This window comes from Pseudomonas sp. GM33 (genome assembly GCF_000282295.1).
Taxonomy (GTDB): Bacteria; Pseudomonadota; Gammaproteobacteria; order Pseudomonadales; family Pseudomonadaceae; genus Aquipseudomonas; species Aquipseudomonas laurylsulfatiphila.
The window spans coordinates 41,068-67,285 of the sequence record NZ_AKJO01000096.1; the positions used below are offsets into that span (position 1 = coordinate 41,068).

Here is a 26,218-nt window from a genome sequence, read left to right on the forward strand (position 1 = left end):
ATATGCGTGCTCCCTTTCGCCTGATTGGCGGTGTTCTGGTCGCAACCTTGCTGACTCAAGTGACCGCCTGCGGGTCGATTTTCTACCCCGACCGCCGTGGCCAGATCGAAGGCAAGATCGACCCGGCCATCGCCGCGCTCGATGCCGTAGGCCTGCTGTTCTACATCATCCCCGGCCTGATCGCGTTTGCCGTGGACTTCGCCACCGGCGCGATTTATTTCGAACCGGGCAAGACCGCCCAGGTCGACCCGCAAAAACTCAAGGACGCCATCGGCCCCGACGGCCAGGTCGATAACCGCAAGTTGCAGACTATTCTGGAAAGCGAGCTGGGCCGCAGCTTCCCGCTGGACGATCCACGCCTGATCCAGAGCAAAGGCAGCGCCCAGCAACTGGCGATGTTCGGCCTGCAACCGGCCGCGTAATCCCTACACGCGAAAGGACTCTTCAAGGAACGATGGCCACTATGACCTCCAGCTCCGAACACGCCCGCCTGCTGCGGCTGGCGACCCGTGCCTCGGTGGCGGTGGCGTGCACATTGATTGTCGCCAAAGCCATAGCCTGGTGGCTGAGCGGCTCCGTGAGCATGCTCGCCGGGCTCACCGACTCGACACTCGACGGCGTCACGTCATTGCTCAACCTGCTGGCGGTGCATTACGCCCTGCGCCCAGCCGACAATGATCATCGCTACGGGCACGGCAAGGCCGAGTCATTGGCGGGCATGGCCCAGGCGTTGTTCATTGGTGGCAGTGCAGTACTGATTGCACTGCAAGCCTATGATCGGCTCAAACATCCCGAACCGGTCGGCGCGCCGTGGATCAGTATCGGCGTGATTGTGTTGTCCCTCGTACTGACCCTGGCGTTGTTGATGTTTCAACATCGGGTGGTCAAGGCCACCGGCTCCAACGCGGTGCGCGCCGACTCCCTGCACTACCGCTCGGACCTGCTGCTCAACGGCAGCATTCTGATCGCGCTGGTGTTGGCCGGGTTTGGCCTGCATCAGGTCGACCCCTGGTTCGGTCTGGGAATCGCCGCCTACATTCTGTGGAGCGCAGTGCAGATCGCCCGGGAGAGCTTTGCGGTATTGATGGATGAAGAACTGCCGCCGGAGGTCAGCCAGCACATGCTGGAATTGGCGTGCAACGTGCCCGGCGTGCTGGGTGCCCATGACCTGCGCACGCGAATCTCCGGCAACCAGTGGTTTGTACAGTTGCATCTGGAGCTGCCGGGGGAGCTGACGCTGTCAGTCGCCCACGGCATCAGCGATCAGGCGGCCGCCGCCATTCACACCGCCTACCCGCGAGCTGAAGTGCTGGTGCACGCAGACCCGCAGGAAGTGGTGAAAACCGCTCGGGCTCAGTAGTTCACCTGATAACCACGACTGCTCAGGCAACTGCCCTGGGCCTGTCGGTAGACTTGCACCACCGAGGGGTCTGGCTGGTAGGTGGCGGTGCGTGGATCGAAACCACTCTGCTGCACCGCGTATTGATAACACTCGTAGCCATCGCGACTGACCTGCTCCGGCGATTGGCCGTTGGCCGGGTACGCCTCCACGTCATATCCATTGCTGGCGGCCGGTGGAGGCGACTGCGGTTGGCCAACCGGCGGCTCGACCACGACGTAATCCCGGGTGCTCTCCTCATAGGCGTAATACGATCCGGCCGCGAGGAACAGCAGCGCCCCGCCGATCCACACCTGCTCGGCATAATCAGGAAGGTAGCTGACGCGAATCCCGCGTGGCGGCTCTACCACCTCATAACGCGGACCCAGCGGGCGATACCAGTAGCCACCGGAATAGTAGTAATCCATGCCACGGTAAGGCACGCGGAAGTTACGCTCGGGGAAGCGGTCGATCACCTGGCCGGGGCGATACCTGGGACCTGGCCCCCAGCCGTTACCGTGTCCGCCCGGGCGTCCGTCCCAGTGATTGTCATTGGTCGGCGCACCGATATAGCCCTTCCAGCGCTGATTGTAATCGTTGCGATGCGGTTGATCCTGGTAGTGCTGATCCTGGTAGTCATGGCGCTGCGGTGGCTGGGTCTGGCGCACGGTGTCGGGGCGAGGCTGGATCGGCATGTCAGTGGCCGGTGCCTGCGGCGGTGGCGGTGGTGAGCGAACCGGGCTGTTGAAATCCGGCGCGGGAGGGGGCTGCCTCTGGCTATTGTTCTGATGTTGATTCTGGCCGTTGTGCTCGTACTGGCGGTTGTCGTTGTTCTGCGCACGCGGCGGGTTCTGTGGCGGGCCGTTCTGCGGACGTGGCTGGTTGTTGCCACCATGGCCCTGACTCCCCCCCTGGTTACCAACCTGATGCCCATCCTGACCGTGCTGCCCGCCATCATGGCCACGGTTTTGCTGCTCATCGGCCAGCGATTGCGCAGTGACACTGACACACAGCAAACCAACACCGGCCAAACGCCAGATGCGCGATTTCATGCTTATCCTCATTGCGGGTTAGGGCCTGTACGTAAGACTGGGAAAGCAGTGGCCGGTTCTGCGACAGGTTATCAGTCACGCAACTTATTTATTGAGGCCAGGAGGGTCAAATTCCACGCAAGAAAAAGGGGAGACCCGTCGGCCTCCCCTTGGAGAACTTCGTCCTGGCTCAACGCTTGTGGCGCCGGCTCACCTCACGCCGTCTTCTGGACAGTGTGTAGCTCGGGGGCCGGCACATCCCCGGTGGGGGTGGCGACCGCGGCGGGCCTGATTGGGCGAGCCGCACTGGACTGTTTGTCCGAGCAGTGATTCTGGTGATAAGAATAGGCCGTGAGCGCCGACAGAGGATTGCGAAGATTGCTCAATTAAACATCACTTGCGCAATTTTTAACCCCGGATACATAATCTGCCGCAATAGTTACGACAAAGGACTGATTGATGAGCAAGCTCGATCGTTACGACCTGAGTATTTTGGCGGAATTGCAGCGCGACGCACGCATCTCCAACCAGGAGTTGGCCGAGCGCATCGGTCTGTCGCCTTCGCCGTGCTCGCGGCGGGTCAAGCAACTGGAAGACGACGGCTACATTTCCCGTCAGGTCGCCCTGCTCGACCGCAAAATGCTTGGCCTGAGCCTGACGGCCTACGTGCTGATCGGTATGGACCGTCATACGCCGGAACGTTTCGAGAACTTCGAAGCGGCCATTCGCACCTTGCCCCAAGTGCTCGAATGCAGCCTGGTGACGGGGATGGATGCCGACTATCAACTCAAGGTCGTGGTGCCGGACATGGATCACTACCAGAAACTGCTGCTCGGTCATCTGACCCGGATTGAAGGCGTGACCAGCGTGCGTTCGAGTTTTGTGCTGAACCAGGTACTCAACAGCACCGAACTGCCGCTGACTCATCTGCGCAGCTAAATACGCCATCGCTGGCAAGCCAGCTCCCACAGGTTTTGTGTTGACCTCAATTTTGTGAGCGACTCAAAACCTGTGGGAGCGTGGCTTGCCCGCGAAGAGGCCAGCACAGGCGACGGATGACTGCGACACACCGACGCAGGTCAATACTGTACGCGGCCAGCGAGGCGTATAATCTTCGCGCCCTTTTAGCCTCGCCCGCGCTGGAGATGTTCGATGGATCCTGCAGTCTTTGAAGAGTGGATGATGACCGGTCTGGTCACGATCCTGATCATTTTCATGGGTTTCATCGTCTGGGATCTGGCGAAGAAGTCCAAGGCAGGGCGCTTTGGCTCGTTCATCCTGTTCTTCGTGCTGGGCCTGGGCGTGGCCGCGTTCATCATCAAGAGCGTGGTGATCGGCCTGATCGAATCCGGCGCCTTATAAGCGCGCCGGTACTTCTTTCCACTGGCCCTGATCGAGCCCTTCGATCGTCCAGTCACCGATTCTGACGCGCACCAGGCGCAAGGTCGGCAAACCGACCGCAGCGGTCATGCGCCGCACCTGCCGGTTGCGCCCTTCGCGAATCACCAGCTCCAGCCAGCTGGTCGGCACGCTTTTGCGAAAGCGCACCGGCGGATTGCGCGGCCATAGTTCAGGCTCGTCCAGTTGCCGCGCCTCGGCGGGCAAGGTCACGCCGTCATTCAATTCGACGCCGTCACGCAGGCGCTGCAATTGCTCGGTGCTCGGCTCGCCTTCGACCTGTACCCAATAGGTCTTGGCCAGTTTGTGCTTCGGGTCGGCGATTCGCGCCTGAAGCTGGCCGTCGTTGGTCAGCAGCAACAAGCCTTCGCTGTCGCGATCCAGCCGTCCGGCCGGATAGATCCCCGGTACATCGATGTAGTCTTTGAGCGTCGCGCGCCCTTCGCCGTCACTGAATTGCGTCAGCACATCGAAAGGTTTGTTGAACAGGATCAGCTTCGGCTCGGCCGGCGGAGCCTTGGCGACACGGCGCGGGGCTGCAGGCAAGGGTTTCGTGCCAGGACGGCGGGAAACGGGACGTTGAGGAGGACGAGACATGAGAAAGGAAACATCTAACGGTCAGGGCTGCCAATGCTAGTGCCCCAACCGTCAAATGACCATGACAACCGTTAGCGGAACGGCGGCTCGTCGAAGCTGCGCAGTTTGCGCGAGTGCAGTGAGTTGAGCTCGGTGCGCAACAGATCCACCGCTTCGATACCGATCTTCAAGTGCTGGCTGACCGCGCGCTCATAGAAGGCGTTGGCCGAGCCCGGCAACTTGATTTCGCTGTGCAGCGGTTTGTCCGAGACGCAAAGCAACGTGCCGTACGGCACCCGCAAACGATAACCCTGGGCGGCGATGGTGCCACTTTCCATGTCCACCGCCACGGCGCGGGACAGGTTGATCAGCGGCCTTTCCTGCGCCCAGCGCAGCTCCCAGTTGCGGTCGTCGTAGGTCAGCACGGTGCCGGTGCGCAGGCGTTTTTTCAGTTCGTCGCCCTTCTCACCGGTGATGTTGGCCGCCGCTTGCTGAAGCGCGAGTTGCACTTCGGCCAGGGCCGGAATCGGAATGTTCGGCGGCACGACCCGGTCGAGAATGCCGTCGCGGCGCATGTAGGCGTGGGCCAGCACGTAGTCGCCAATCGTCTGCGACTGACGCAGGCCGCCGCAGTGGCCGATCATCAGCCAGCAATGCGGGCGCAGAACGGCGAGGTGGTCGGTGATGTTCTTGGCGTTGGAAGGGCCGACACCGATGTTGATCAGGGTCACGCCATGGCCGTCACTGGCGATCAGGTGATAGGCCGGCATCTGGTAACGGTGCCAGACCACGCCAGCGGCAATCGCCGACGCTTCGCCGTGATCCATGCTCTTTTCGATGATCACGTTACCCGGCAGCACCATGCGCACGAAGCGCGGGTCCTGGCGCAATTGTTCCAGGCCGTGGACGATGAACTGGTCGACATAGCGGTGGTAGTTGGTCAGCAGAATCCACGGCTGCACATGGCGCCAGTCGCTGCCGGTGTAATGCACCAGTCGGCGCAGGGAGAAATCCACCCGTGCGGCATCGAACAGCGCCAGGGGCAGCGGATCGGTGTTTTCCCAGTCGTACAAACCGTCGGCAATGCCGTCGGTCGCGGCCGACAGGTCGGTACTCGGGAATACCCGCGCCAGCACGGCGGCGGTGACGCCGGAGCCTCCCAGTTCATCGCCCTGCTCGACCACATACGGATACGGGATGTTCTGCTGGCTGACACCGACTTCCACCGTCACGGTGAAGTCGTGCATCAACGGAACCAGCTGTTCCAGCAGGTACTTACGGAAAGCCGACGGATGGGTGACGGTGACGCTGTAGGTGCCCGGCAGCTGGACCTTGGCATAGGCACGGGTGGTCTGCGGGACTTCGCCCTGGCAGTGGTAGGTCAGACGCAGCTCGGGATAACGGAACAACGCCCGCTGCTCGGCATCAGGCTCGACGCGGTCCTTGAGGTAACGCTTGAGCGCCTGACTCAGCGCGGTGGTTGCACGATTGTGCAAGAGTGCGAGCCGATCCACGGCTTGCTCGGCGGTTTGAACGACAATAAAAGCTTCGGTCACGATCAGCATCCTGTGTTCTGACTTGCAGACCTTCATCTTGCCTGCATCGTCGCTTCACGGGAACAGTGGCATTGACTGTAAACAGAGAACAACTGTGGGAGCGAGCTTGCTCGCGATAGCGGTGTATCAGTCAACATCATTGTTGAATGTTTATCCGTAATCGCGAGCAAGCTCGCTCCCACAGGGGTTTGCGGTGCTGAGTTAATCGCGGTCAGAAGCCCTGTGGAGTCGAGCGGGCGACAATGGCTTCCACGTCCAGCCCGCGTGGCAACGCGCCGTACACTCGGCCGCCACCGTCCAGGCGACTGGCGATGAAGGCGTCACTGACCACCGAATTCCCGGCTTCCAGCAGCAACTTGGCCTGTAATCCCAAGGCGATGTCTTCAGTCAGTTGCCGGGCGCGGTACTGAATGTCGCTGGTGTCCTTGAAGGCCGCCTGCAATTGCTGGATGTGCGCGGCAAGACGCTGGTCGCCATGACCATCGCCCAACTCGCTGAACAGCGCATCAAGCACGCCCGGTTCTTTTGACAGGGCACGCAGCACGTCCAGGCACTGCACGTTGCCGGAACCTTCCCACGTCGAGTTCACCGGCGCCTCGCGGTAAAGCCGCGGCAGAATGCTGTCTTCGACATAACCCGCACCGCCCATACATTCGGCCGCTTCGTTGATCATGGCCGGCGCCCGCTTGCAGATCCAGTACTTGCCCACCGCCGTTACCAGCCGGGCGAACCTGGCTTCCTGCGAGTCGTCCAGATGATCCAGCGCCCGGCCCATACGCAGGCTCAAGGCCAGGGCGGCTTCGCTTTCCAGCGCCAGATCCGCCAGCACGTTCTGCATCAACGGTTGCTCGCTGAGCAATTTGCCGCCGACCGAACGATGAGCACAATGATGGCTGGCCTGGGTCAGCGCCTGACGCATCAGCGAACTGGAACCGACCATGCAATCGAAGCGGGTCATGGCGACCATCTCGATGATCGTCGGAACGCCACGCCCCTCTTCACCGATCATCCACGCCAGTGCGCCGCGAAACTCCACTTCGCTCGAAGCGTTGGAGCAATTGCCGAGCTTGTTCTTCAGGCGCTGGATGTAGAACTGATTGCGTGTGTCGTCCGGGCGATGGCGCGGCAGCAGGAAACAGGTCAGGCCCTTGTCGGTCTGCGCCAGTGTCAGGAAGGCGTCGCACATCGGCGCCGAGCAAAACCACTTGTGCCCCACCAACTCATAGGCCTGGCCCGGACCGCTGGCTCCGACCGGATACGCCTTGGTGGTATTGGCCCGAACATCGGTGCCGCCCTGCTTCTCCGTCATGGCCATGCCGATGGTGACCCCGGCCTTGTGGGCCATGCCGACATTGCGCGGGTCGTATTCGGTGGCGAGGATTTTCGGCAACCACTTTTGCGCCAGGTCCGGTTGCAGTCGCATGGCCGGTACGCTGGCGAAGGTCATGGTCAATGGGCAGCCACTGCCGGCTTCGGCCTGGCTGTGCAGATACGACATGCTGGCGCGGGCCACATGAGCGCCGTCCTGTGGGTGCGCCCAGGGCAGCGAGGTCAGGCCGTGCTCGACTGCCGTGCGCATCAGTTGGTGATAGGCCGGATGAAATTCCACCAGATCGATTCGATGACCAAAGCGGTCATGACTGTTGAACACCGGCTTGTTCTGATTGGCGAGGAACCCGGCTTCCATCAGCGGGCCACCGGCCAGCGCGCCGTAAGCGTCGATCCGCGATTCGGCCCAACCGGCCCCGAACCGCCGCGACCATTCCTGCAACGGCAAGTCGATGCGGTACAGGTTGGCGCCGTCCAGTGACGGTGGCTGGTTGGTGACTTCGTGGGTTTCGGCAAACTGATGCAGGTTCATGACTGGGCTCCTTTGGTCGGCCAAGGGACTTCAGTTAAGCACCGCCCCTCAGCCGAACAAAGTGTCATATCCGCCTAACTGTCGGCGCTTTCGCCCTGTTGCGAGCAGAGCACCCGGCGGTAGAGCGCGGCTTGCAAGTCTTCGAATTTTACCGGTTTGCTCAAGTAATCGATCAACGCGCCGGTCGGGCAGCGTTCACGGTCCCCCCCCAGGGCGATCATGAACAACGGCAGCTCGGCATAGCCCGGCAACGCGCGGATCCGGCAGCACAGCGACTCACCGTCCTGACGCGGCAACTGACAATCGACCAGCACCGCGTCAAACACTTCGCGTTGCAGGAGATCGAGCGCGACATCGGCTCCGTCGGCCGTACGCACGCGAAAACCCAGCTTGAGCAACATGCCGCGCATCACCAACTGGCTGATGCTGTTGTCATCCACCAACAGCACCGCACAATCCTGAGGCAGGCGCAGACGCGGAAAATCCCGGGGCATCAAGGGCGCCAGGGGGCGTTCGGCCACCGACAGCCCGACTTCCACATCCAGCTGAAACCGGCTGCCGCGTCCTGGCTCGGAACGATGCGTCAGGCGTCCACCGAGCAATTCGACCAACTGCCGGCAAATCGCCAGGCCAACACCCAGGCCACCGTATTCACGGGTCATCGAACCGTCGAGCTGGAAGAACCGTTGATACATCGTGGCCTCTCCCAGATCGGTGAAGCCAATGCCCGTATCGATCACCGCGAAGGTCAACGCCAGCCGGTCGGGTTCAACGGCCTTGCCGGTGACCCGCAAGGCCAGGCCGCCGACACGGGTGAACTTGATGGCGTTGTCCAGCAGACACTCCAGGCATTGCGCGATCTTGGTGTTGTCGCCGTGCAAGCGATCCGGCACGCCGGATGCGACGTCGACCTTGAAGTCCAGCGACTTGCTCGAAGCGTTGCCCTCGAACTGCGTGCGCAGTGCCTCGACCATGCGGCGCAAGCTGAAAGTGTCGACCGAAGTCTGGAGTTTGCCGGCCTGCAGTTCGGTGAGGGTCAGGATACCGTTGACCATGCGCATCATGTCCCGCGCCGCCCCCGAAGCCGTCTGCTGATACTGCTCAAGCTCCGGGTCCATTTCGACCGTCTGCATCAATTCCAGCGAACCGATCACACCGTTCATGGGCGTGCGCAGTTCGTGGGTCAGGGTGGCCAGGAATTCGTCCTTGAGCTTGTTACTGCGAGCCAGTTGCTGGTTGAGGATTTCAAGCTTCTGGCCGGCGTCGAATAGCGTCTGCGCCTGCTGCTCGCGCATGTCATTAATGCGGTCGGCCAGTGCCAGGGACAACAACGCCACTTCGATGGCCGAGCCGATCTGGCTGGAATACATGGTCAGGAACACGTTTGGCAGGTATCCCAGCACCATCAACGTATTGACGATACCGCCGAGCAAAAACGCCGACCAGGCAATGATGAAATACCGCGCGACGCGCAGGCCCCGCAGCCAGGCAAAGATCCCGGCGGCAAAAATCACCACCGTGAACGTCAGCGCCAGGGCCGTGGCCAGGCGCAACGCCAGGGCGTAGCTGGTCATCAAAGACAGGCCGACCACCAGCGCACCGAAGGCAACCAGCGCCAGCAACAAGCGGTCGAGCCAGCGACTGTGGGTAGCCATTTGCAGGAAGCTGCGGGCGAACTGACTGCCGAACAGGCCCGCGCAGCCGATGAAAAACGGCGTCGCGGCGTTGGCCCACCAAGGGTTGTCCGGCCAGAAATACTGCACCGCTGCGCCGTTGACCGACAGCTGGTACAAGCCGAACGAGGCAATATAGAAGATGTAGTAAAGGTAGCTGGTATCGCGCACGCTGAGGTAGATGAACAGGTTGTAGACCAGCATCCCCAGCAACACGCCGTAGATCAGCCCCAGTACGTAGAGGCGCACGGGCTGCTCTTCGAGGTAGGCGGTGCTCGACCACAAGGTTACCGGTGCCTGTATCGAGCCTTCGCTTTGCAAGCGCAGGAATAGGGTTTTGGCCTGCTCAGGTTTGAACGTCAGGTCGAACAGATAGTTGTTCTGACGAATCTCGCGGCTGGCGAAGGGCAAGGCATCGCCGGTCTGCCTGACCAACTGATAGTTGCCGGCCGCATCGGGCAAATAGAGATCGAGATGATCGAGGGGTGGATAGGCCAGTTCCAGCAGCCAGGTCCGTTGCGCCGCCGGATCGGTCGGGCGGTAATGCAGGTCGATTTTCAGCCAGAACACCGAGCGCGAGTACCCGGCGTTGAGTGTGTCTTTGTGGTGTGCCTTGAAGTTGCCGGCCGCCGCTTGCGCGCGGATATCCGCGATGGTCGCCTGACCACCTGCGTCCTCATAGACCTGCAGGGTTCGGCCCAAGGGGAGGCTTTGAGTGAACTCATCGAACTCGACGGCGTTTGCCAGGAGGGGCAAACACAACAGCAACATCAGCAAATAGCGCATTGAAGCCCCAGCGTGGCCTGTCCGGTTCTGTCAGGAAGCCCCCCATTCCATTTGAGCAGACGTAAAACCGGTATCACCTGTTATTGGTTTGGATCCACTCTAGCATAGCCGTTGGTGGCCATTGAACACCATTGAAATTTTTCCCACAAAGGCTCTAGGACGGGCGTTCCGGCGAAGATTATTGAGATAGAGCTGTTTGTTTTTTTTGCAAAAGATCAAAAGATCGCAGCCTTCGGCAGCTCCTACAGGTTTGCGTCGATCCGCCCTTCTTGCAGGAGCTGCCGAAGGCTGCGATCTTTTGCCTTTTTCCACGCCTCACACCGAAGTGCACGCACACCCGAAAAACGTTGTTTGGTGGTAAGCTCGCGCACCATGAATATCTACAGCTCTCGCCCCGTTGTCCTCTGTCTCTCCGGCCACGACCCAAGTGGTGGCGCCGGCTTGCAGGCAGATATCGAAGCCCTGCTCGCCCAGGGTTGCCATGCGGCTCCGGCCGTCACCGCCCTGACCGTGCAAGACACCATCAATGTCACTGACTTCCGCGTCCTCGACCGTGAGTGGGTACTGGCCCAGGCCAATGCCGTGCTCAACGATTCCGAAGTCGCGGCGGTCAAACTGGGCATGCTCGGTTCCCTGGAAATGGTCGACACCGTGGTCGAACTGCTTTCGGCGCACCCGCATTTGCCAGTGGTCTGCGACCCGGTGCTGCGCGCCGGCGGCGGCGGACGCCTGGGCAAGGACGAAGTCGGCTACGCCATGCGCGAACGCCTGCTGCCCTTCTCGATCATTGCCACTCCCAACCTTCCCGAAGCCCGGATCCTCGCCGAACTGCCCGAAGGCACCGCGGACGAGTGCGCTGAAAAACTCCTGCCGTTCGTCAAACACCTGCTGATCACCGGCGGCCATGGCGACGAAACCGAAATCCACAATCGCTTGTACAGCCGCGACGGCCTGCGCGAAACCTTTACCTGCCAGCGCCTGCCCGGCAGTTATCACGGTTCCGGCTGCACCCTGGCCAGCGCGCTGGCCGGTCGTCTGGCCCAGGGTGAAAACCTCGCCAGCGCCGTGCAGACCGCGCTTAACTACACATGGCGCACCCTGCGTGACGCCGAGCAGCTGGGCAAAGGCCAGTTTGTGCCGCGCCGCCTGCCGCTGGATTTCTGTTCGTAACTTCCATTTGTAATGCGGTGAGGCTTGACCGATGAAACTACGTGGCCTGTACGCCATCACCGACAGCCATTTGCTGGACGGTAAGTTGCTCAAGTACGTGGAGGCGGCGCTGGAAGGCGGCGTCACCTTGCTGCAGTACCGCGACAAAAGCAGCGACGAGGCCCGCCGCCTGCGTGAGGCCGAAGCCTTGCGCGAGCTGTGCGAGCGCTACAAGACTCAGCTGATCATCAACGATGATGCCGAACTGGCCGCGCGCCTCAATGTGGGCGTACACCTGGGGCAGACCGATGGCCCGCTGACTCCGGCCCGTGCACTGCTCGGGCGTCAGGCGATCATCGGTTCAACCTGCCACGCGCAGCTCGAGCTGGCTGAACAGGCGGCCAAAGAAGGTGCCAGCTATGTCGCCTTCGGCCGCTTCTTCAATTCCAACACCAAGCCCGGCGCACCGACCTGCAGCCTCGAACTGCTCGACCAGGCGCGCAAGCATCTGCACTTGCCGATCTGCGCGATCGGCGGCATCACCCTGGACAACGCCGCCCCGCTGGTGGCCCATGGGGTCGACCTGCTGGCCGTGGTGCATGGCCTGTTCGGCGCCGAGAGTACGGCTGAAGTCACCCGCCGTGCCCGCGCCTTTAACGAATTACTTAAAATCTGAGAACCCGATCATGTCTCGTTCCGAAACGCTGTTTGCCAATGCCCAGAAACACATTCCCGGTGGCGTGAACTCGCCGGTTCGCGCGTTCAAGAGCGTCGGCGGCACGCCGCTGTTCTTCAAGCACGCCGAAGGCGCCTACGTCACCGACGAAGACAACAAGCGCTATGTGGATTACGTCGGCTCCTGGGGCCCGATGATCCTCGGCCACAGCCACCCGGATGTGCTGGACGCGGTGCGCAAGCAGCTGGAGCACGGCCTGTCCTACGGCGCGCCGACCGAGATGGAAACGCAGATGGCCGACCTGGTCTGCTCTCTCGTGCCGTCGATGGAAATGGTGCGCATGGTCAGCTCCGGCACCGAAGCGACCATGAGCGCCATTCGCCTGGCCCGCGGCTTCACCGGTCGCGACAGCATCATCAAGTTCGAAGGCTGCTACCACGGTCACTCCGACAGCCTGCTGGTCAAGGCCGGCTCAGGCGCACTGACCCAGGGCGTACCGAGTTCGGCCGGCGTACCGGCAGCGTTCGCCAAACACACCCTGACCCTGCCGTTCAACGACATCGACGCCGTTGAAGCCATGCTCGCCGAAGTCGGCCAGGACGTGGCCTGCATCATCGTCGAGCCAGTGGCCGGCAACATGAACTGCGTGCCGCCGGCACCGGGTTTCCTCGAAGGCCTGCGGACCCTGTGCGACAAGCACGGCGTGGTGCTGATTTTCGACGAAGTGATGACCGGTTTCCGCGTCGCCCTCGGCGGTGCCCAGGCGTACTACGGCGTGACGCCGGACCTGACCACCTTCGGCAAGATCATCGGTGGCGGCATGCCGGTCGGCTGCTTCGGTGGCAAGCGTGAAATCATGCAGCGCATCGCCCCGCTGGGCCCGGTCTACCAGGCCGGTACGCTGTCCGGTAACCCGCTGGCGATGGCCGCCGGACTGACCACCCTGCGCCTGATCAGCCGTCCGGGCTTCCACGCCGAGCTGACCGACTACACCACTCGCCTGCTCGACGGCCTGCAACAGCGCGCCGATGCGGCGGGCATTCCGTTCGTGACCACACAAGCCGGCGGCATGTTCGGCCTGTACTTCAGCGGCGCCGACGACATCGTCACTTTCGATGACGTGATGGCCAGTGACGCAGCCCTGTTCGGCCGCTTCTTCCACCTGATGCTCGAAGGTGGCGTGTACCTGGCACCGAGTGCCTTCGAAGCCGGTTTCACTTCGATCGCCCACGGCGAAGCCGAACTGAAACTGACCCTGGACGCCGCCGAGCGTGCCTTCGCTGCCTTGAAATAACGCTGTAGCGCTGACGTTGGCCATTGCCAGCGTCAGCTTTTACCTACACGCCCGCCTTCATTCCTACACTTTCAGCAAAAATCCTCCGCAAAACGGGAGATATATTTCCCGCGCAGCAGAAAAACGAGTAAAGACTTTGTAAGGTTGGCCCTGCTTATTTCATAATGCGCGCTTATTGGATCCCTCGATGGGTCCGCGCGCCCTTCAGAGGTAAGTCGATTCCCATGAACCGCACCGGCCGCACCCTTGCACTGGGCTGCCTGTTGCTTCTTCAGCCCCTGCTCGCGCACGCACAAGCAGGCGGCAACTCGTTGTTGATCCCAGCGATGGGTCGCTGCACCCTCAATACCCAGCCGCAAGACCTGGAACAGGCGATCGCCGCCTGCCAGAAAGCGTCGGATGAAGGGGATGCGCAAGCGCAATACGAGTTGGGTGAGTTCTACTACGAAGGTAAAAACGCGCCACGCGACCTCAATCAAGCCCTGAGCTATTTCGAAAAGGCCTCGCTGCAAGGCCACGCACAGGCGCAATTCAAGCTCGGTACCATGTTCTTCCACGGTGAAGGCGTACCGGCCAATAACGTTCAGGCGTATATCCTGCTGAAGATGGCGGCCGTCAACGGTGCCGAAGATGCACTGGACACCGCTGATGAAGTCACCGAAAAAATGCCCCGCGAAGAACTGGAGGTTGCCACCCAGGTGCTCGGGCAAATTTTCCGTAAGTATCTGATGGAGTTGCAGAGCGCCGATGGGCGTACGCCCTTTGCGCCGCTTCCCTGATTATTGCTGTGTTCTGACTGCCCCTATCGCGAGCAGGCTCGCTCCCACAGTTGACCGGGTTCTCTCATGGAAACGCGGTTAATTGTGGGAGCGAGCCTGCTCGCGATGGGGGCGACTCGATCTTGAGGCTTACTTCTCAGGCATCGGCATCGGAAACGGCATGACATTGCCGACCGCGCCGCGGGCTTCGCTGATTTTCGGTGTCCCCAGACGCTCGACTTCGTCGATACGCACAATCGAATGCATCGGCACAAAACTGCGCACCACGCCTTCGAACTGAGCCTTGAGCTTTTCTTCGCTCGGATCGACGACCACTTGCGTGCGCTCGCCAAAGACGAACTCTTCCACTTCCAGAAAGCCCCACAGATCACTTTGATAGATCTGCTTGGCGTACATTTCGAACACCTGGCCCTGGTTGAGGAAAATCACCTTGTAGATTGGAGCTTCACGTTTGGTCATGGTGGGCGGGTAACACATCGAGGGATAAAAAAGAGGGCGCAAACTATAGCATAGCCGCCGGACGCGCAGCGGTAGGAACCTGGGTTCATGTTCCCTATAATGCGCGGTTCTTTGAATCACGTGATGACTCTATCCATGGCCAAGAAGCTTTACATCGAAACCCACGGTTGCCAGATGAACGAGTACGACAGCTCGCGCATGGTCGATCTGCTGGGCGAACACCAGGCCCTGGAAGTCACCGCGCGCGCTGAAGACGCCGACGTCATCCTGCTCAACACCTGCTCGATCCGCGAACGCGCGCAGGACCGCGTCTACTCCCAGCTCGGGCGCTGGCGCGAACTGAAACTGGCCAACCCGGACATGGTGATCGCCGTCGGCGGTTGCGTGGCTAGCCAGGAAGGTGCGGCCATCCGCGATCGCGCACCGTACGTCGACGTGGTGTTCGGCCCGCAAACCCTGCACCGCCTGCCGGAAATGATCGACGCCGCACGCATCACCAGGCTGCCGCAAGTCGACGTCTCGTTCCCGGAAATCGAAAAGTTCGACCATTTGCCTGAGCCGCGCATCGACGGCCCGAGCGCTTACGTGTCGGTGATGGAAGGCTGCAGCAAGTACTGCACGTTCTGTGTGGTGCCCTACACCCGCGGCGAAGAAGTCAGCCGGCCGTTCGACGACGTGATTGCCGAGATCATTCACCTGGCCGAAAACGGCGTGCGCGAAGTGACACTGCTGGGGCAGAACGTCAACGGTTATCGCGGCCTCACCCATGACGGGCGCCTGGCGGATCTGGCCGAGCTGATCCGCGTGGTTGCCGCCGTCGATGGCATCGACCGCATCCGCTACACCACGTCGCATCCGCTGGAGTTCTCCGACAGCCTGATCCAGGCCCACGCCGATGTGCCGGAACTGGTCAAGCACCTGCACTTGCCAGTGCAGTCGGGCTCGGACCGCATCCTCGCCGCGATGAAGCGCAACCACACCGCGCTGGAATACAAATCCAAACTGCGCAAGCTGCGCGCCGCCGTGCCGGGCATCTGCATCAGCTCGGATTTCATCGTCGGCTTCCCGGGCGAGACCGAGAAAGACTTCGAGCAAACCATGAAGCTGATTGCCGACGTCGGTTTCGACTTTTCCTACTCGTTCGTCTATAGCCAACGCCCGGGCACTCCGGCCGCCGACCTGGCCGATGACACCCCTGAAGAGCTGAAAAAAGAGCGTCTGAATGCCCTGCAACATCGCTTGAACCAGCAAGGTTTCGAGATCAGCCGACAAATGGTCGGTTCGATCCAGCGGATCCTGGTGACCGATTACTCGAAAAAAGACCCGGGCGAGCTGCAAGGCCGGACCGAGAATAACCGTATCGTCAACTTCCGTTGCGACAATCCGACCCTGATCGGCCAGTTCGCGGACGTGCACATCGATGCCGCGCAGCCGCATTCGCTGCGGGGTTCGCTGATCCCGTAACACCGAATATCCCTGTGGGAGCGGGCTTGCTCGCGAAGGCGGTCTGTCAGCACCAATAATGTCGACTGACACTCCGTCTTCGCGAGCAAGCCCGCTCCCACAGGTACAGCGCCAGAGACGGGAATCGGGTTGCCTCATTTAAGAGCTTTCGCACCCGCGCCACTGGCGTTATCCTTGATTTCATCTCAATTGCCCCAGGGCGGCTAAATACGACCTTGAACGCACCCATAGAACCACATCGTTTCATCCTCGAGCCTTTTGAAGCTCGCCGCTTCGCCAATCTGTGCGGGCAATTCGACGAGCATTTGCGCTTGATCGAACAACGCCTGACCATCGAGATCCGCAATCGCGGCAACCAGTTCGAGCTGATCGGCGAGCCCAAACACACCACCTCCGCGGAAAACCTCCTGCGCCGTCTGTACCGTGAAACCAAGGGTACCGAGCTGTCGCCGGACATGGTGCACCTGTTCCTGCAGGAATCTGCCGTGGAACAGCTGGACAACCACTCCCCCGCCGAACCGTCCGTGGCGCTGCGCACCAAGAAAGGCATGATTCGCCCCCGCGGCTTGAATCAGCTGCGCTATGTGAAGGAAATCCTCGGTAACGACATCAACTTCGGCATCGGCCCGGCCGGTACCGGCAAGACCTATCTGGCCGTCGCCTGCGCGGTGGATGCACTGGAGCGCGAGCAGATTCGCCGCATCCTGCTGGTGCGCCCGGCGGTCGAAGCGGGTGAAAAACTCGGCTTCCTGCCCGGCGACCTGTCGCAGAAAATCGACCCGTACCTGCGCCCGCTCTACGACGCACTCTACGAAATGCTCGGCTTCGAATACGTCGCCAAGCTGATCGAGCGCCAGGTGATCGAAGTCGCGCCACTGGCTTACATGCGCGGCCGCACGCTGAACAACAGCTTCATCATTCTTGACGAAAGCCAGAACACCACGGTCGAGCAAATGAAGATGTTCCTGACCCGGATCGGCTTCGGCTCCACCGCCGTCATCACCGGGGACATCACCCAGGTCGACCTGCCACGCGGCACCAAGTCCGGCCTGCACCATGTGATTGAAGTGCTCAAGGAAGTGCCAGGGATCAGCTTCACCCATTTCCAGCCCAAGGACGTCGTGCGCCATCCGCTGGTACAGCGCATCGTTGAAGCCTACGAGCGCTTCGAAACCCGTGCGGCCGAAGATGCAGCCGCCAAGGATAGCCGCCGCGATGCTTGAGCTTGACCTGCAAATCGCTACCCAAGCCCCTGCCCCCAGCGAAGCCGAGTTCCGCCAGTGGTGCGAACTGGCTTTGCGCCAGCGCAGCGCCGACTCGGAAATGACCATTCGCCTGGTCGACGAAGCCGAAGGACGCGAGCTGAACCACACCTGGCGGCAAAAGGATTACGCAACTAACGTCTTGTCATTCCCGGCCGATGTGCCGGATGAATTCCTCGACATCCCGCTGCTGGGCGATCTGGTGATCTGCGTAGCGGTGGTCGAGCGTGAGGCCCGGGATCAAGGCAAGGAACTCAAGGCCCATTGGGCACACCTGGTGATTCACGGCTGCTTGCATCTGCTTGGTTACGACCATATTGATGACGACGAAGCCGAAGAGATGGAAGCACTGGAACGAACGTTGCTTGCAGAACTGGGCTTTCCCGATCCGTACGCGGACGACGAAACCGATTTATCCCCCACAGAAACAACAAAGGATTCAGAGTAATCGCTATGAGCGAAGATCGATCGAGCAACGGGCAGAAGTCATGGCTGGGTAAGCTCACCCAGGCTTTTGCCCACGAGCCGAAAAACCGCCAGGAGCTGCTGGAGCTGCTGCGCGATGCACATCAGAACAAGTTGCTGGACAGCGAAGCGCTGGCCATCGTCGAAGGCGCCATCCAGGTGGCTGACTTGCAGGTGCGGGACATCATGGTCCCGCGCTCGCAAATGGTCAGCATCAAGGCGAACCAGACACCCCGCGAGTTCCTGCCTGCCGTGGTCGACTCGGCCCACTCGCGCTACCCGGTCATCGGCGAAAGCCACGATGACGTGATGGGCGTGTTGCTGGCCAAGGATTTGCTGCCGTTGATCCTCAAGGAGAACGGCGACAGCTTCAACATCAAGGATCTGCTGCGTCCGGCCACCTTCGTGCCGGAATCCAAGCGTCTAAACGTGCTGCTGCGCGAATTTCGCGCCAACCACAACCACATGGCCATCGTCATCGACGAGTACGGTGGCGTGGCAGGCCTGGTTACCATCGAAGACGTGCTGGAACAAATCGTCGGCGACATCGAAGACGAACACGATGTCGAAGAAGACAGCTACATCAAGCCGCTGCCAAGCGGTGATTTCCTGATCAAGGCCCTGACGCCGATCGAGAACTTCAACGAGTTTTTCGACAGCGAGTTCTCCGACGATGAATTCGACACCGTTGGCGGCCTGGTGATGAGTGCGTTCGGGCATCTGCCAAAACGTAACGAAATCACTGAAATCGGCCCATACCGCTTCCGCATCCTGAACGCCGACAGCCGTCGGATTCACTTGCTTCGCCTGACGCCCATTGCTCGCTAAGGATTGAAATGCGCTGGACAACCCGCCCCGGCTGGCCCGGTAACCTGCTGGCCGTGGCGGCCGGTGCAATCACCACCCTGGCCCTGGCGCCGTTCGATATCTGGCCACTGGCACTGCTCGCCGTCGGCCTGTTCTATGCTGGCCTGCGCGAACTGAGCCCACGTCAAGCCTTGGGGCGCGGCTGGTGTTTCGGTTTCGGTCTGTTCGGTGCTGGCACCAGCTGGATCTACTACAGCATTCACCACTTCGGCGGCGCTTCGGTGTTGCTCGCCGGTTTCCTGATGCTGCTTTTCACGGCGGCGATTGCCTGGTTCTTTGCCCTGCCCGCCTGGATTTGGGCGCGCTGGCTGCGCCGCAATGAGGCGCCGCTGGCCGACGCCCTGGCCTTCGCTGCGCTGTGGGTCGCCCAGGAAGCCTTCCGCGGCTGGTTCCTGACCGGTTTCCCGTGGCTGTATTCCGGTTACAGCCAGCTCGACGGCCCGCTGGCCGGGCTCGCGCCCCTCGGCGGGATGTGGCTGATTTCCTTTACCCTGGCCCTGACAGCGGCGTTGATCTACAACGGCTTGCGCCTGGTTCGCACGGGACGCAAGGGCTTCATCGCTGCCGGTGTATTGCTGCTGGTCGGCCCATGGCTGGTCGGCATGGCGCTCAAGCACCACGCCTGGACCAGCCCTTCGGGCCCGCCACTGAGCGTCGCCGCCATTCAGGGCAACATCGAACAAAGCATGAAGTGGGATCCGGCGCAGCTCAACGCGCAGTTGGCGCTGTACCGCGACATGAGCTTCAGCTCCAAACGCGTCGACTTGCTCATCTGGCCGGAAACGGCGATCCCGGTGCTCAAGGAGTCTGCCGAAGGCTACCTGAACATGATGGGCAACTTCGCGGCCGAACGTAAATCGGCGTTGATCACCGGTGTCCCGGTCCGCATGGAAGTACGCCACGAGAAGCGTTTCTTCAATGGCATCACCGTGACAGGTGAAGGCGACGGCACTTATCTGAAGCAAAAACTGGTGCCCTTTGGTGAATATGTTCCCTTGCAGGATATCCTGCGCGGGCTGATCGCCTTCTTCGACCTGCCAATGTCGGACTTCGCTCGCGGCCCGGCTGACCAGCCGCTGCTGCAAGCCAAGGGTTATCAGATCGCGCCGTTCATCTGCTATGAGGTGGTTTATCCGGAGTTCGCCGCCAGCCTTGCCGCCCGCAGCGACCTGTTGCTAACCATCAGCAACGACACCTGGTTCGGCACCTCCATTGGCCCGCTGCAACACCTGCAGATGGCACAGATGCGCGCGCTGGAAGCCGGCCGCTGGATGATCCGCGCCACCAACAACGGCGTGTCCGGCCTGATCAACCCGTTCGGCCAGATTACCGATCAGATCCCGCAGTTCGAACGCGGCATCCTGTATGGCGAAGTGGTGCCGATGCACAACCTGACGCCGTACCTGGAATGGCGTTCATGGCCGCTGATCATTGTCTGCGTGCTGTTGTTTGGCTGGGCACTGATTGCCAGCCGGATGGCCAAGACCGTATAGAAAAAGATCGCAGCCTGCGGCAGCTCCTACATTTGGAATGCAATCCCCTGTAGGAGCTGCCGCAGGCTGCGATCTTTTGATCTTCATTGGTAAAACAACGAATATCCGACCTGCCCCACCGCCTCGTTCATCAACTGCCCGTTCTGCCAGATCGCCTTGAACTCCGGCATCCAGCCGCCCAGCGGCCGCGCGTTATCGCCGCCCAGAAACCCTACCGGCGCTGGCACCACCTCAAAACCGGCCTTGCGAAAACTCCAGGCCGCCCGTGGCATATGCCAGGCCTGAGTCACGAGCACCACACGCTTGATGCCCTGGGGAAGCAACACCTCGGCGCTGAACTGCGCATTTTCCCAGGTCGTGCGGCTGCGCCCTTCCTGCCAGCGCACGCTCAAGCCAAAATCGTCACGCAAGGCGTCAGCCATCATCTGCGCCTCGCTGGGCGGTGTGCCGTAATGCAGGCCGCCGCTGGTCAGTACCGGTAATCCGGAAGCCTTGGCCAGCCGCGCGGCAAAGCGCTGGCGCTCCAGACCGATGCCCGTGGGCTGGTCGGCGCCCCAGGCCACGTCACCGCGCTCGCGCCCCGAACCGAGGACCACGATCGCGTCCGCACGCTGCCCCAGGACTGCCCACTCACTGCGGGCAAGCGGCGGCTCCCGCTCGAGCAGACTGGCACTCCATTGCACAACCACCGGCAGGCTCATCAGCCAGAAACCACCCAGGCCCAGAGCAAAGCACACACCGGCAAGCCTCGGCCTTGAGCGGCGCAACCACCAGGCAAGCAAAAGCAGCAGCAATAGAATGCCGGGCGGCAAAAGAAGTTGTTTTACGAAATAACGGAACGGCATCGAGCATCTCCTGGAGATGCCCGAAGCCTAAGTGGGTTGGCGCAATGCGACAATCAATATGGAAGGAATATGCTTCAAAAATTCAAGGAGCATGGCACCGTGTTCTATTTGAACTGCAAAGACCGGACCTTTACCGCGTCTCTGCCGGGAACCTTGTCCTTGAGCCAGATGATTTTGGCTGAACGTGGTGCGTCGAGCTGCTTTACCGCTTCTGACAAGCATCCGTGCGTCTCACGTTCACTGCGATCCAGATACGCCTTGACCAGTGCAAACTCTGCGGCACTCAGGCCGCGCAGTTCCAGCTCCAGAGGGCGTTCGTCGCGCAACCGGCCAGCGGTCCTTGCCGCTTCCAGGGCCAAGGCCAAACGATCGATCAGCCTTTCGTATAGCTCCGGTTTTGTAGCTTTTTGCTGTGACTCAACCATCCCTCACCTCATTGGAAGATATGACCTACTCCCCAGTTAGAGCTTAGCTTCCATGAACAAACCGGCTGAACGCCGCGACCAACGGCCCTCGCAGCGGTTTTCGCAGGACGTGCGGCAGCAATCAGGGTTTCCCTCGGTAGAGCGCGGTCATGTATGCTACGACGCTTCCTGTAACTCCACTTCCAGCTCGGCTGGACACCGAAAACGCCAATAAGGCGACTTCAACGTCCAGCGTTGCATTGAAGAGGATTAGGCCACCCCTATTCAGTTCAAAAGTAGCCATGCACGAACAATATCAGCCCCGTGAAATCGAAGCCGCCGCCCAGTCGTTCTGGGACGAGCAAAAGTCCTTTGAAGTCAGTGAACAGCCAGGCAAGGAGACTTACTACTGCCTGTCGATGTTCCCTTACCCCAGCGGCAAGCTACACATGGGGCACGTGCGCAACTACACCATCGGCGACGTGATCTCCCGCTACCAGCGCATGCAGGGCAAGAACGTTCTGCAACCGATGGGTTGGGACGCCTTCGGCATGCCGGCGGAAAACGCCGCGATGAAGAACAACGTGGCGCCCGCCAAGTGGACCTACGAAAACATCGCCTACATGAAAAGCCAGCTGCGCAGCCTGGGCCTGGCGGTGGACTGGTCGCGCGAAGTGACCACCTGCAAGCCTGATTACTACCGCTGGGAACAATGGCTGTTCACTCGCCTGTTCGAAAAAGGTGTGATCTACAAGAAAAGCGGCACCGTGAACTGGGACCCGGTCGACCAGACCGTCCTGGCCAACGAACAGGTGATCGATGGTCGCGGCTGGCGTTCCGGCGCGCTGATCGAGAAGCGCGAAATCCCGATGTACTACTTCAAGATCACCGCCTACGCGGATGAACTGCTGGAGAGCCTCGACGAACTGACTGGCTGGCCTGAACAGGTCAAGACCATGCAGCGCAACTGGATCGGCAAATCCCGCGGCATGGAAGTGCAGTTCCCGTACAACGTCGACTCCATCGGCGAAGCCGGTGCACTGAAAGTCTTCACCACCCGTCCGGACACCCTGATGGGCGCGACTTACGTCGCCGTGGCCGCAGAGCACCACTTGGCCACCCTGGCCGCACAGAACAATCCCGAGCTGCAAGCGTTCATCGCTGAATGCAAGGGCGGCAGCGTGGCTGAAGCCGACGTCGCCACCCAGGAGAAAAAAGGCCTGCCGACCGGTCTGTTCGTCGAACACCCGCTGACCGGCGAAAAGCTGCCGGTCTGGGTCGCCAACTATGTACTGATGCATTACGGCGACGGCGCGGTGATGGCAGTTCCGGCCCACGACGAGCGCGATTTCGAATTCGCCCACAAATACAACCTGCCGGTCAAATCGGTCGTGCGCACCAGTTCCGGTGACACCAACCCGGCGCCATGGCAAGACGCCTACGGCGAGCACGGCACGCTGATCAATTCCGGCGAGTTCGACGGCCTCGACTTCGCGGGCGCCTTCGACGCCATCGAAGTCGCGCTGATCAAGAAAGAACTGGGCGCCTCGCGTACCCAGTTCCGCCTGCGCGACTGGGGCATCAGCCGTCAGCGCTACTGGGGCTGCCCGATCCCGATCATCCACTGCACCACCTGCGGTGACGTGCCGGTACCGGAAGATCAACTGCCGGTCGTGCTGCCCGAAGACGTGGTGCCGGATGGCGCCGGTTCGCCACTGGCGCGCATGCCCGAGTTCTACGAGTGCACCTGCCCTAAATGCGGCGCGCCGGCCAAGCGTGAAACCGACACCATGGACACCTTCGTCGAGTCCTCGTGGTACTACGCCCGCTACGCCTCGCCACACTTTGAAGGCGGCCTGGTGGAAAAATCGGCGGCCGACCACTGGCTGCCGGTTGACCAGTACATCGGCGGTATCGAACACGCGATTCTTCACCTGCTGTACGCGCGCTTCTTCCACAAGCTGATGCGCGACGAAGGCCTGGTGAGCTCCAACGAGCCGTTCAAGAACCTGCTGACCCAGGGCATGGTGATCGCCGAGACTTACTATCGCCGCGAAGCCAATGGCGCCTACACCTGGTTCAACCCGGCGGACGTCGAGCTCGAGCGTGACAGCAAGGCCAAGGTTATCAGCGCCAAATTGAAAGCTGACGGCCTGCCGGTGGAAATCGGCGGCACCGAGAAGATGGCCAAGTCGAAGAACAACGGCGTCGACCCACAGTCGATGATTGACCAGTTCGGTGCAGACACCTGCCGGCTGTTCATGATGTTCGCCTCGCCACCTGACATGAGCGCGGAATGGTCCGACTCCGGCGTAGAGGGCTCGCACCGATTCCTCAAGCGCGTCTGGCGTCTGGCTCAAGCGCACGTCACTCAGGGCCTGCCGGGCAAACTGGACGTCGCCAGCCTGAATGACGAGCAGAAAGCCGTTCGTCGCTCGATCCACCTGGCCATCAAGCAGGCCAGCCAGGACGTCGGCCAGAACCACAAATTCAACACCGCCATCGCCCAGGTGATGACGCTGATGAACGTGCTGGAGAAAGCCGCACAAGGCACCGAACAGGATCGCGCGCTGGTTCAGGAAGGCCTGGAAACCGTGACCCTGCTGCTCGCCCCGATCACGCCGCACATCAGCCACGAACTGTGGCATCGACTGGGCCACGCCGATCCCGTGATCGACGCCGGTTGGCCGGTGGTGGATGACAGCGCTTTGGTACAGGACAGCCTGCAACTGGTAATTCAGGTCAATGGCAAGCTGCGTGGTCACATCGAAATGCCGGCCAGCGCCAGCCGTGAAGAAGTCGAAGCCGCCGCCCGTGCCAACGAGAACGTCCTGCGCTTCGTCGACGGTCTGACCATTCGTAAAGTGATCGTAGTGCCCGGGAAACTGGTCAATATCGTCGCCAGCTAATTGGATCAGGCGCCAGGTGAGCCTGGCGCCGAGTAAAACCTTTCGGGCCGCTTGATCGGCCCACATGGTTTCAAGGGGAGCAACAAGATGATCAAACGCAATCTGCTGGTGATGGGCCTCGCGGTTCTGCTGAGCGCCTGCGGTTTCCAGCTGCGCGGCACCGGCACCAACGAACTGGCGATCAAGGAACTCGACCTGAGCGCCCGCAACGCTTATGGCGAAACCGTGACCCAGTTGCGTCGGGCACTGGAAGGTAGTGGCGTCAAAGTCTATGCCGGCGCACCGTACAAACTGGTGCTGACCAATGAGCAGGAAAGCCAGCGCATCCTCAGCTACGCAGGCGCCAGCAGTACCGGCGAGTACCAGATCACCACCGTGTTGAGCTACGACATCCGTGGTCGCGGTGATCTGCCATTGTTGAGCGACAAGCTTGAAGTGCAGAAAGTCTTTATGCACGACGGCAGCAACCTGGTGGGGTCCGACCAGGAAGCCCAAACAGCCCGTGCAGAAGGCCGCCGGGAACTGGTTCAACGTATGATGCTGCGTCTGGAACAACTGAGCCCGGGCCAACTGGACAAATTGCAGCAGACTGCCGAAGCCAAGGCCAAGGCTGACGCCGCGGCACTGGAAGCGGCAAAAAAGGCTGAAGCGCAAACCCCGCGCCAGTCGCCTGTCGAACTGCCGCAGCAGTAAGACTTACGGGGCGCTCAGGCGCCCCGTTCGCCCACTCTTATGAAGCTCGCCCCCGCCCAACTCGCCAAACACCTGCAAGGTGCCCTTGCACCCGTCTACATCATCAGCGGCGATGATCCGCTGCTGTGTCAGGAAGCAGCCGACGCCATCCGCACGGCTGCCCGTCAGCAGGGATTCGATGAACGCCAGGTGTTTGCCGCCGACGCCAATTTCGACTGGGGGACCTTGCTGCAAGCCGGTGCCAGCATGTCGTTGTTCGCCGAAAAGCGCCTGCTGGAACTGCGCCTGCCTTCCGGCAAGCCCGGCGACAAAGGTGCCGCCGCGCTTATCGAGTATTGCTCGCGCCCGGCCGACGACACCGTGCTGCTGATCAGCTTGCCGAAACTCGATGGCAGCGCACAGAAAACCAAGTGGGGCAAAGCGCTGGTCGAAGGACAGCAGACCCAGTTCGTGCAGATCTGGCCAGTCGATGTTGCCCAGTTGCCCAGCTGGATCCGCCAACGCCTGTCCCAGGCCGGGCTGTCCGCCAGCCAGGACGCTGTTGAGCTGATCGCAGCACGGGTCGAGGGCAACCTGCTGGCCGCCGCCCAGGAAATCGAAAAGCTCAAACTGATGGCCGAAGGGGGTCAGATCACCGTTGAAACCGTGCAGGCGGCGGTGGCCGACAGTGCGCGCTTCGACGTCTTTGGCCTGACCGATGCAGTGCTCAATGGTGAAGCGGCCCACGCGTTGCGCATGCTCGAAGGCTTGCGCGGCGAAGGCGTCGAGCCGCCGGTGATTCTCTGGGCCCTGGCCCGGGAGCTGCGCCTGCTGGCCAATATTTCCCTGCAATACAGCCAGGGGACGCCGCTGGACAAGGCCTTCAGCCAGGCCAAACCGCCGGTCTGGGACAAACGTAAACCGTTGATGAGCAAAGCCCTGCAACGCTACTCGGCACAACGCTGGGCGCAACTGCTGCTGGAAGCGCAACGCATCGACGCGCAGATCAAGGGCCAGGCGGCGGGTTCACCGTGGATGAGCTTGAGCCGGTTGACGTTGTTGATGGCCGGGCAGAGATTGTCCTTGCCCGCCGAGTAAATCAAAAGATCGCAGCCTGCGGCAGCTCCTACAGGTGAACGCAATCCCCTGTAGGAGCTGCCGCAGGCTGCGATTTTTTGATCTTTCTTCCCACAAAACCCACCGCCCTCTGCCCTATAGACA

General features: G+C 61.2%; 24 protein-coding genes. 16 read left to right on the forward strand and 8 right to left on the reverse strand.

All coding sequences use genetic code 11. The features are described from left to right. The first annotated feature begins 2 nt into the window (after positions 1-2). Positions 3-422: a hypothetical protein gene (locus PMI26_RS11280; protein ID WP_007975830.1), complete on the forward strand. Its 420-nt coding sequence runs from the start codon at positions 3-5 to the stop codon at positions 420-422. A gap of 41 nt (positions 423-463) precedes the next feature. After that, positions 464-1,360 carry a cation diffusion facilitator family transporter gene (locus PMI26_RS11275; RefSeq protein ID WP_007975832.1) on the forward strand — a complete coding sequence of 299 codons (897 nt, stop codon included), beginning with the start codon at positions 464-466 and terminating at the stop codon, positions 1,358-1,360. Here PMI26_RS11275 and PMI26_RS11270 read toward each other — a convergent pair. Next, positions 1,354-2,430, reverse strand: a complete 1,077-nt coding sequence (locus tag PMI26_RS11270; RefSeq protein WP_007975834.1) for a DUF6515 family protein — start codon at positions 2,428-2,430, stop codon at positions 1,354-1,356. The two genes, PMI26_RS11275 and PMI26_RS11270, sit on opposite strands and share 7 nt — an antisense overlap. A 438-nt stretch (positions 2,431-2,868) precedes the next feature. Between PMI26_RS11270 and PMI26_RS11265 the strand changes: the two genes are divergently transcribed. Together PMI26_RS11265 and PMI26_RS11260 are read left to right on the forward strand one after the other, a co-directional pair. Continuing rightward, positions 2,869-3,348 carry an Lrp/AsnC family transcriptional regulator gene (locus tag PMI26_RS11265; protein ID WP_007937367.1) on the forward strand — a complete coding sequence of 160 codons (480 nt, stop codon included), beginning with the start codon at positions 2,869-2,871 and terminating at the stop codon, positions 3,346-3,348. A gap of 213 nt (positions 3,349-3,561) precedes the next feature. Beyond that, positions 3,562-3,771 (forward strand): DUF2788 domain-containing protein, encoded by a 210-nt coding sequence (locus tag PMI26_RS11260; protein ID WP_007975837.1) that lies wholly within the window; start codon positions 3,562-3,564, stop codon positions 3,769-3,771. Here the strand turns inward: PMI26_RS11260 and PMI26_RS11255 are convergent. The 4 genes from PMI26_RS11255 to PMI26_RS11240 form a co-directional block, all read right to left on the reverse strand. Further along, on the reverse strand, positions 3,766-4,404 hold the full coding sequence (locus PMI26_RS11255; protein WP_007975839.1) for a pseudouridine synthase: 639 nt from the start codon (positions 4,402-4,404) through the stop codon (positions 3,766-3,768). The two genes, PMI26_RS11260 and PMI26_RS11255, sit on opposite strands and share 6 nt — an antisense overlap. 71 nt (positions 4,405-4,475) lie before the next feature. Further along, the gene (gene amn, locus PMI26_RS11250) at positions 4,476-5,975 is read right to left on the reverse strand and encodes an AMP nucleosidase (protein ID WP_177323533.1); all 1,500 of its coding nucleotides are present in this window, start codon (positions 5,973-5,975) and stop codon (positions 4,476-4,478) included. A 175-nt stretch (positions 5,976-6,150) separates the two neighbouring features. Continuing rightward, positions 6,151-7,800 (reverse strand): acyl-CoA dehydrogenase family protein, encoded by a 1,650-nt coding sequence (locus PMI26_RS11245; protein ID WP_007975843.1) that lies wholly within the window; start codon positions 7,798-7,800, stop codon positions 6,151-6,153. Positions 7,801-7,874: 74 nt separating this feature from the next. Next, entirely contained in the window at positions 7,875-10,259 is a 2,385-nt protein-coding gene (locus PMI26_RS11240; protein ID WP_007975846.1) for a hybrid sensor histidine kinase/response regulator, read from the reverse strand. A 372-nt stretch (positions 10,260-10,631) separates the two neighbouring features. On the opposite strand from PMI26_RS11240, the gene PMI26_RS11235 reads away from it, so the two are divergent. From PMI26_RS11235 to PMI26_RS11220, 4 genes are all read left to right on the forward strand, one after another. Then, a complete protein-coding gene (locus PMI26_RS11235) occupies positions 10,632-11,429 on the forward strand; it encodes a hydroxymethylpyrimidine/phosphomethylpyrimidine kinase (protein WP_007975847.1) in 798 nt (265 codons plus the stop codon). 31 nt (positions 11,430-11,460) lie between these two features. Then, the gene (gene thiE, locus PMI26_RS11230) at positions 11,461-12,084 is read left to right on the forward strand and encodes a thiamine phosphate synthase (RefSeq protein ID WP_007975848.1); all 624 of its coding nucleotides are present in this window, start codon (positions 11,461-11,463) and stop codon (positions 12,082-12,084) included. Between the two features lie 10 nt (positions 12,085-12,094). Beyond that, positions 12,095-13,378 carry a glutamate-1-semialdehyde 2,1-aminomutase gene (gene hemL / locus PMI26_RS11225; protein WP_007975850.1) on the forward strand — a complete coding sequence of 428 codons (1,284 nt, stop codon included), beginning with the start codon at positions 12,095-12,097 and terminating at the stop codon, positions 13,376-13,378. A gap of 224 nt (positions 13,379-13,602) precedes the next feature. After that, a complete protein-coding gene (locus tag PMI26_RS11220; protein ID WP_007975852.1) occupies positions 13,603-14,157 on the forward strand; it encodes a tetratricopeptide repeat protein in 555 nt (184 codons plus the stop codon). 129 nt (positions 14,158-14,286) lie between these two features. Here the strand turns inward: PMI26_RS11220 and PMI26_RS11215 are convergent, their stop codons facing one another. Then, positions 14,287-14,616 carry a DUF1820 family protein gene (locus tag PMI26_RS11215; protein ID WP_003185742.1) on the reverse strand — a complete coding sequence of 110 codons (330 nt, stop codon included), beginning with the start codon at positions 14,614-14,616 and terminating at the stop codon, positions 14,287-14,289. A gap of 135 nt (positions 14,617-14,751) precedes the next feature. On the opposite strand from PMI26_RS11215, the gene miaB reads away from it, so the two are divergent. The 5 genes from miaB (at position 14,752) to lnt (ending at position 20,167) form a co-directional block, all read left to right on the forward strand. Beyond that, positions 14,752-16,080 (forward strand): tRNA (N6-isopentenyl adenosine(37)-C2)-methylthiotransferase MiaB, encoded by a 1,329-nt coding sequence (miaB, locus tag PMI26_RS11210; protein ID WP_033048010.1) that lies wholly within the window; start codon positions 14,752-14,754, stop codon positions 16,078-16,080. Between the two features lie 215 nt (positions 16,081-16,295). Continuing rightward, positions 16,296-17,303, forward strand: a complete 1,008-nt coding sequence (locus PMI26_RS11205; RefSeq protein ID WP_007975857.1) for a PhoH family protein — start codon at positions 16,296-16,298, stop codon at positions 17,301-17,303. Continuing rightward, entirely contained in the window at positions 17,296-17,790 is a 495-nt protein-coding gene (gene ybeY, locus PMI26_RS11200; RefSeq protein WP_007975858.1) for an rRNA maturation RNase YbeY, read from the forward strand. Before PMI26_RS11205 ends, ybeY begins: the two co-directional genes overlap by 8 nt. Positions 17,791-17,795: 5 nt before the next feature. Further along, positions 17,796-18,635 carry an HlyC/CorC family transporter gene (locus PMI26_RS11195; RefSeq protein ID WP_007975860.1) on the forward strand — a complete coding sequence of 280 codons (840 nt, stop codon included), beginning with the start codon at positions 17,796-17,798 and terminating at the stop codon, positions 18,633-18,635. An 8-nt stretch (positions 18,636-18,643) separates the two neighbouring features. Then, positions 18,644-20,167, forward strand: a complete 1,524-nt coding sequence (gene lnt, locus PMI26_RS11190) for an apolipoprotein N-acyltransferase (RefSeq protein ID WP_007975862.1) — start codon at positions 18,644-18,646, stop codon at positions 20,165-20,167. Positions 20,168-20,250: 83 nt separating this feature from the next. Here the strand turns inward: lnt and PMI26_RS11185 are convergent, their stop codons facing one another. Further along, complete coding sequence (locus PMI26_RS11185; RefSeq protein WP_007975864.1) at positions 20,251-21,012, reverse strand: YdcF family protein; 762 nt, start codon at positions 21,010-21,012, stop codon at positions 20,251-20,253. Positions 21,013-21,116: 104 nt separating this feature from the next. Beyond that, complete coding sequence (locus tag PMI26_RS11180; RefSeq protein WP_007975866.1) at positions 21,117-21,437, reverse strand: hypothetical protein; 321 nt, start codon at positions 21,435-21,437, stop codon at positions 21,117-21,119. A gap of 281 nt (positions 21,438-21,718) precedes the next feature. Between PMI26_RS11180 and leuS the strand changes: the two genes are divergently transcribed. The 3 genes from leuS to holA all read left to right on the forward strand — a co-directional run bounded on the left by leuS (position 21,719) and on the right by holA (position 26,095). Continuing rightward, the gene (gene leuS, locus PMI26_RS11175; protein ID WP_007975867.1) at positions 21,719-24,325 is read left to right on the forward strand and encodes a leucine--tRNA ligase; all 2,607 of its coding nucleotides are present in this window, start codon (positions 21,719-21,721) and stop codon (positions 24,323-24,325) included. Positions 24,326-24,412: 87 nt separating this feature from the next. Beyond that, the gene (locus PMI26_RS11170) at positions 24,413-25,018 is read left to right on the forward strand and encodes an LPS-assembly lipoprotein LptE (RefSeq protein ID WP_007975869.1); all 606 of its coding nucleotides are present in this window, start codon (positions 24,413-24,415) and stop codon (positions 25,016-25,018) included. 39 nt (positions 25,019-25,057) lie between these two features. Next, positions 25,058-26,095 carry a DNA polymerase III subunit delta gene (gene holA, locus PMI26_RS11165; RefSeq protein ID WP_007975871.1) on the forward strand — a complete coding sequence of 346 codons (1,038 nt, stop codon included), beginning with the start codon at positions 25,058-25,060 and terminating at the stop codon, positions 26,093-26,095. Positions 26,096-26,218 lie beyond the last annotated feature (123 nt).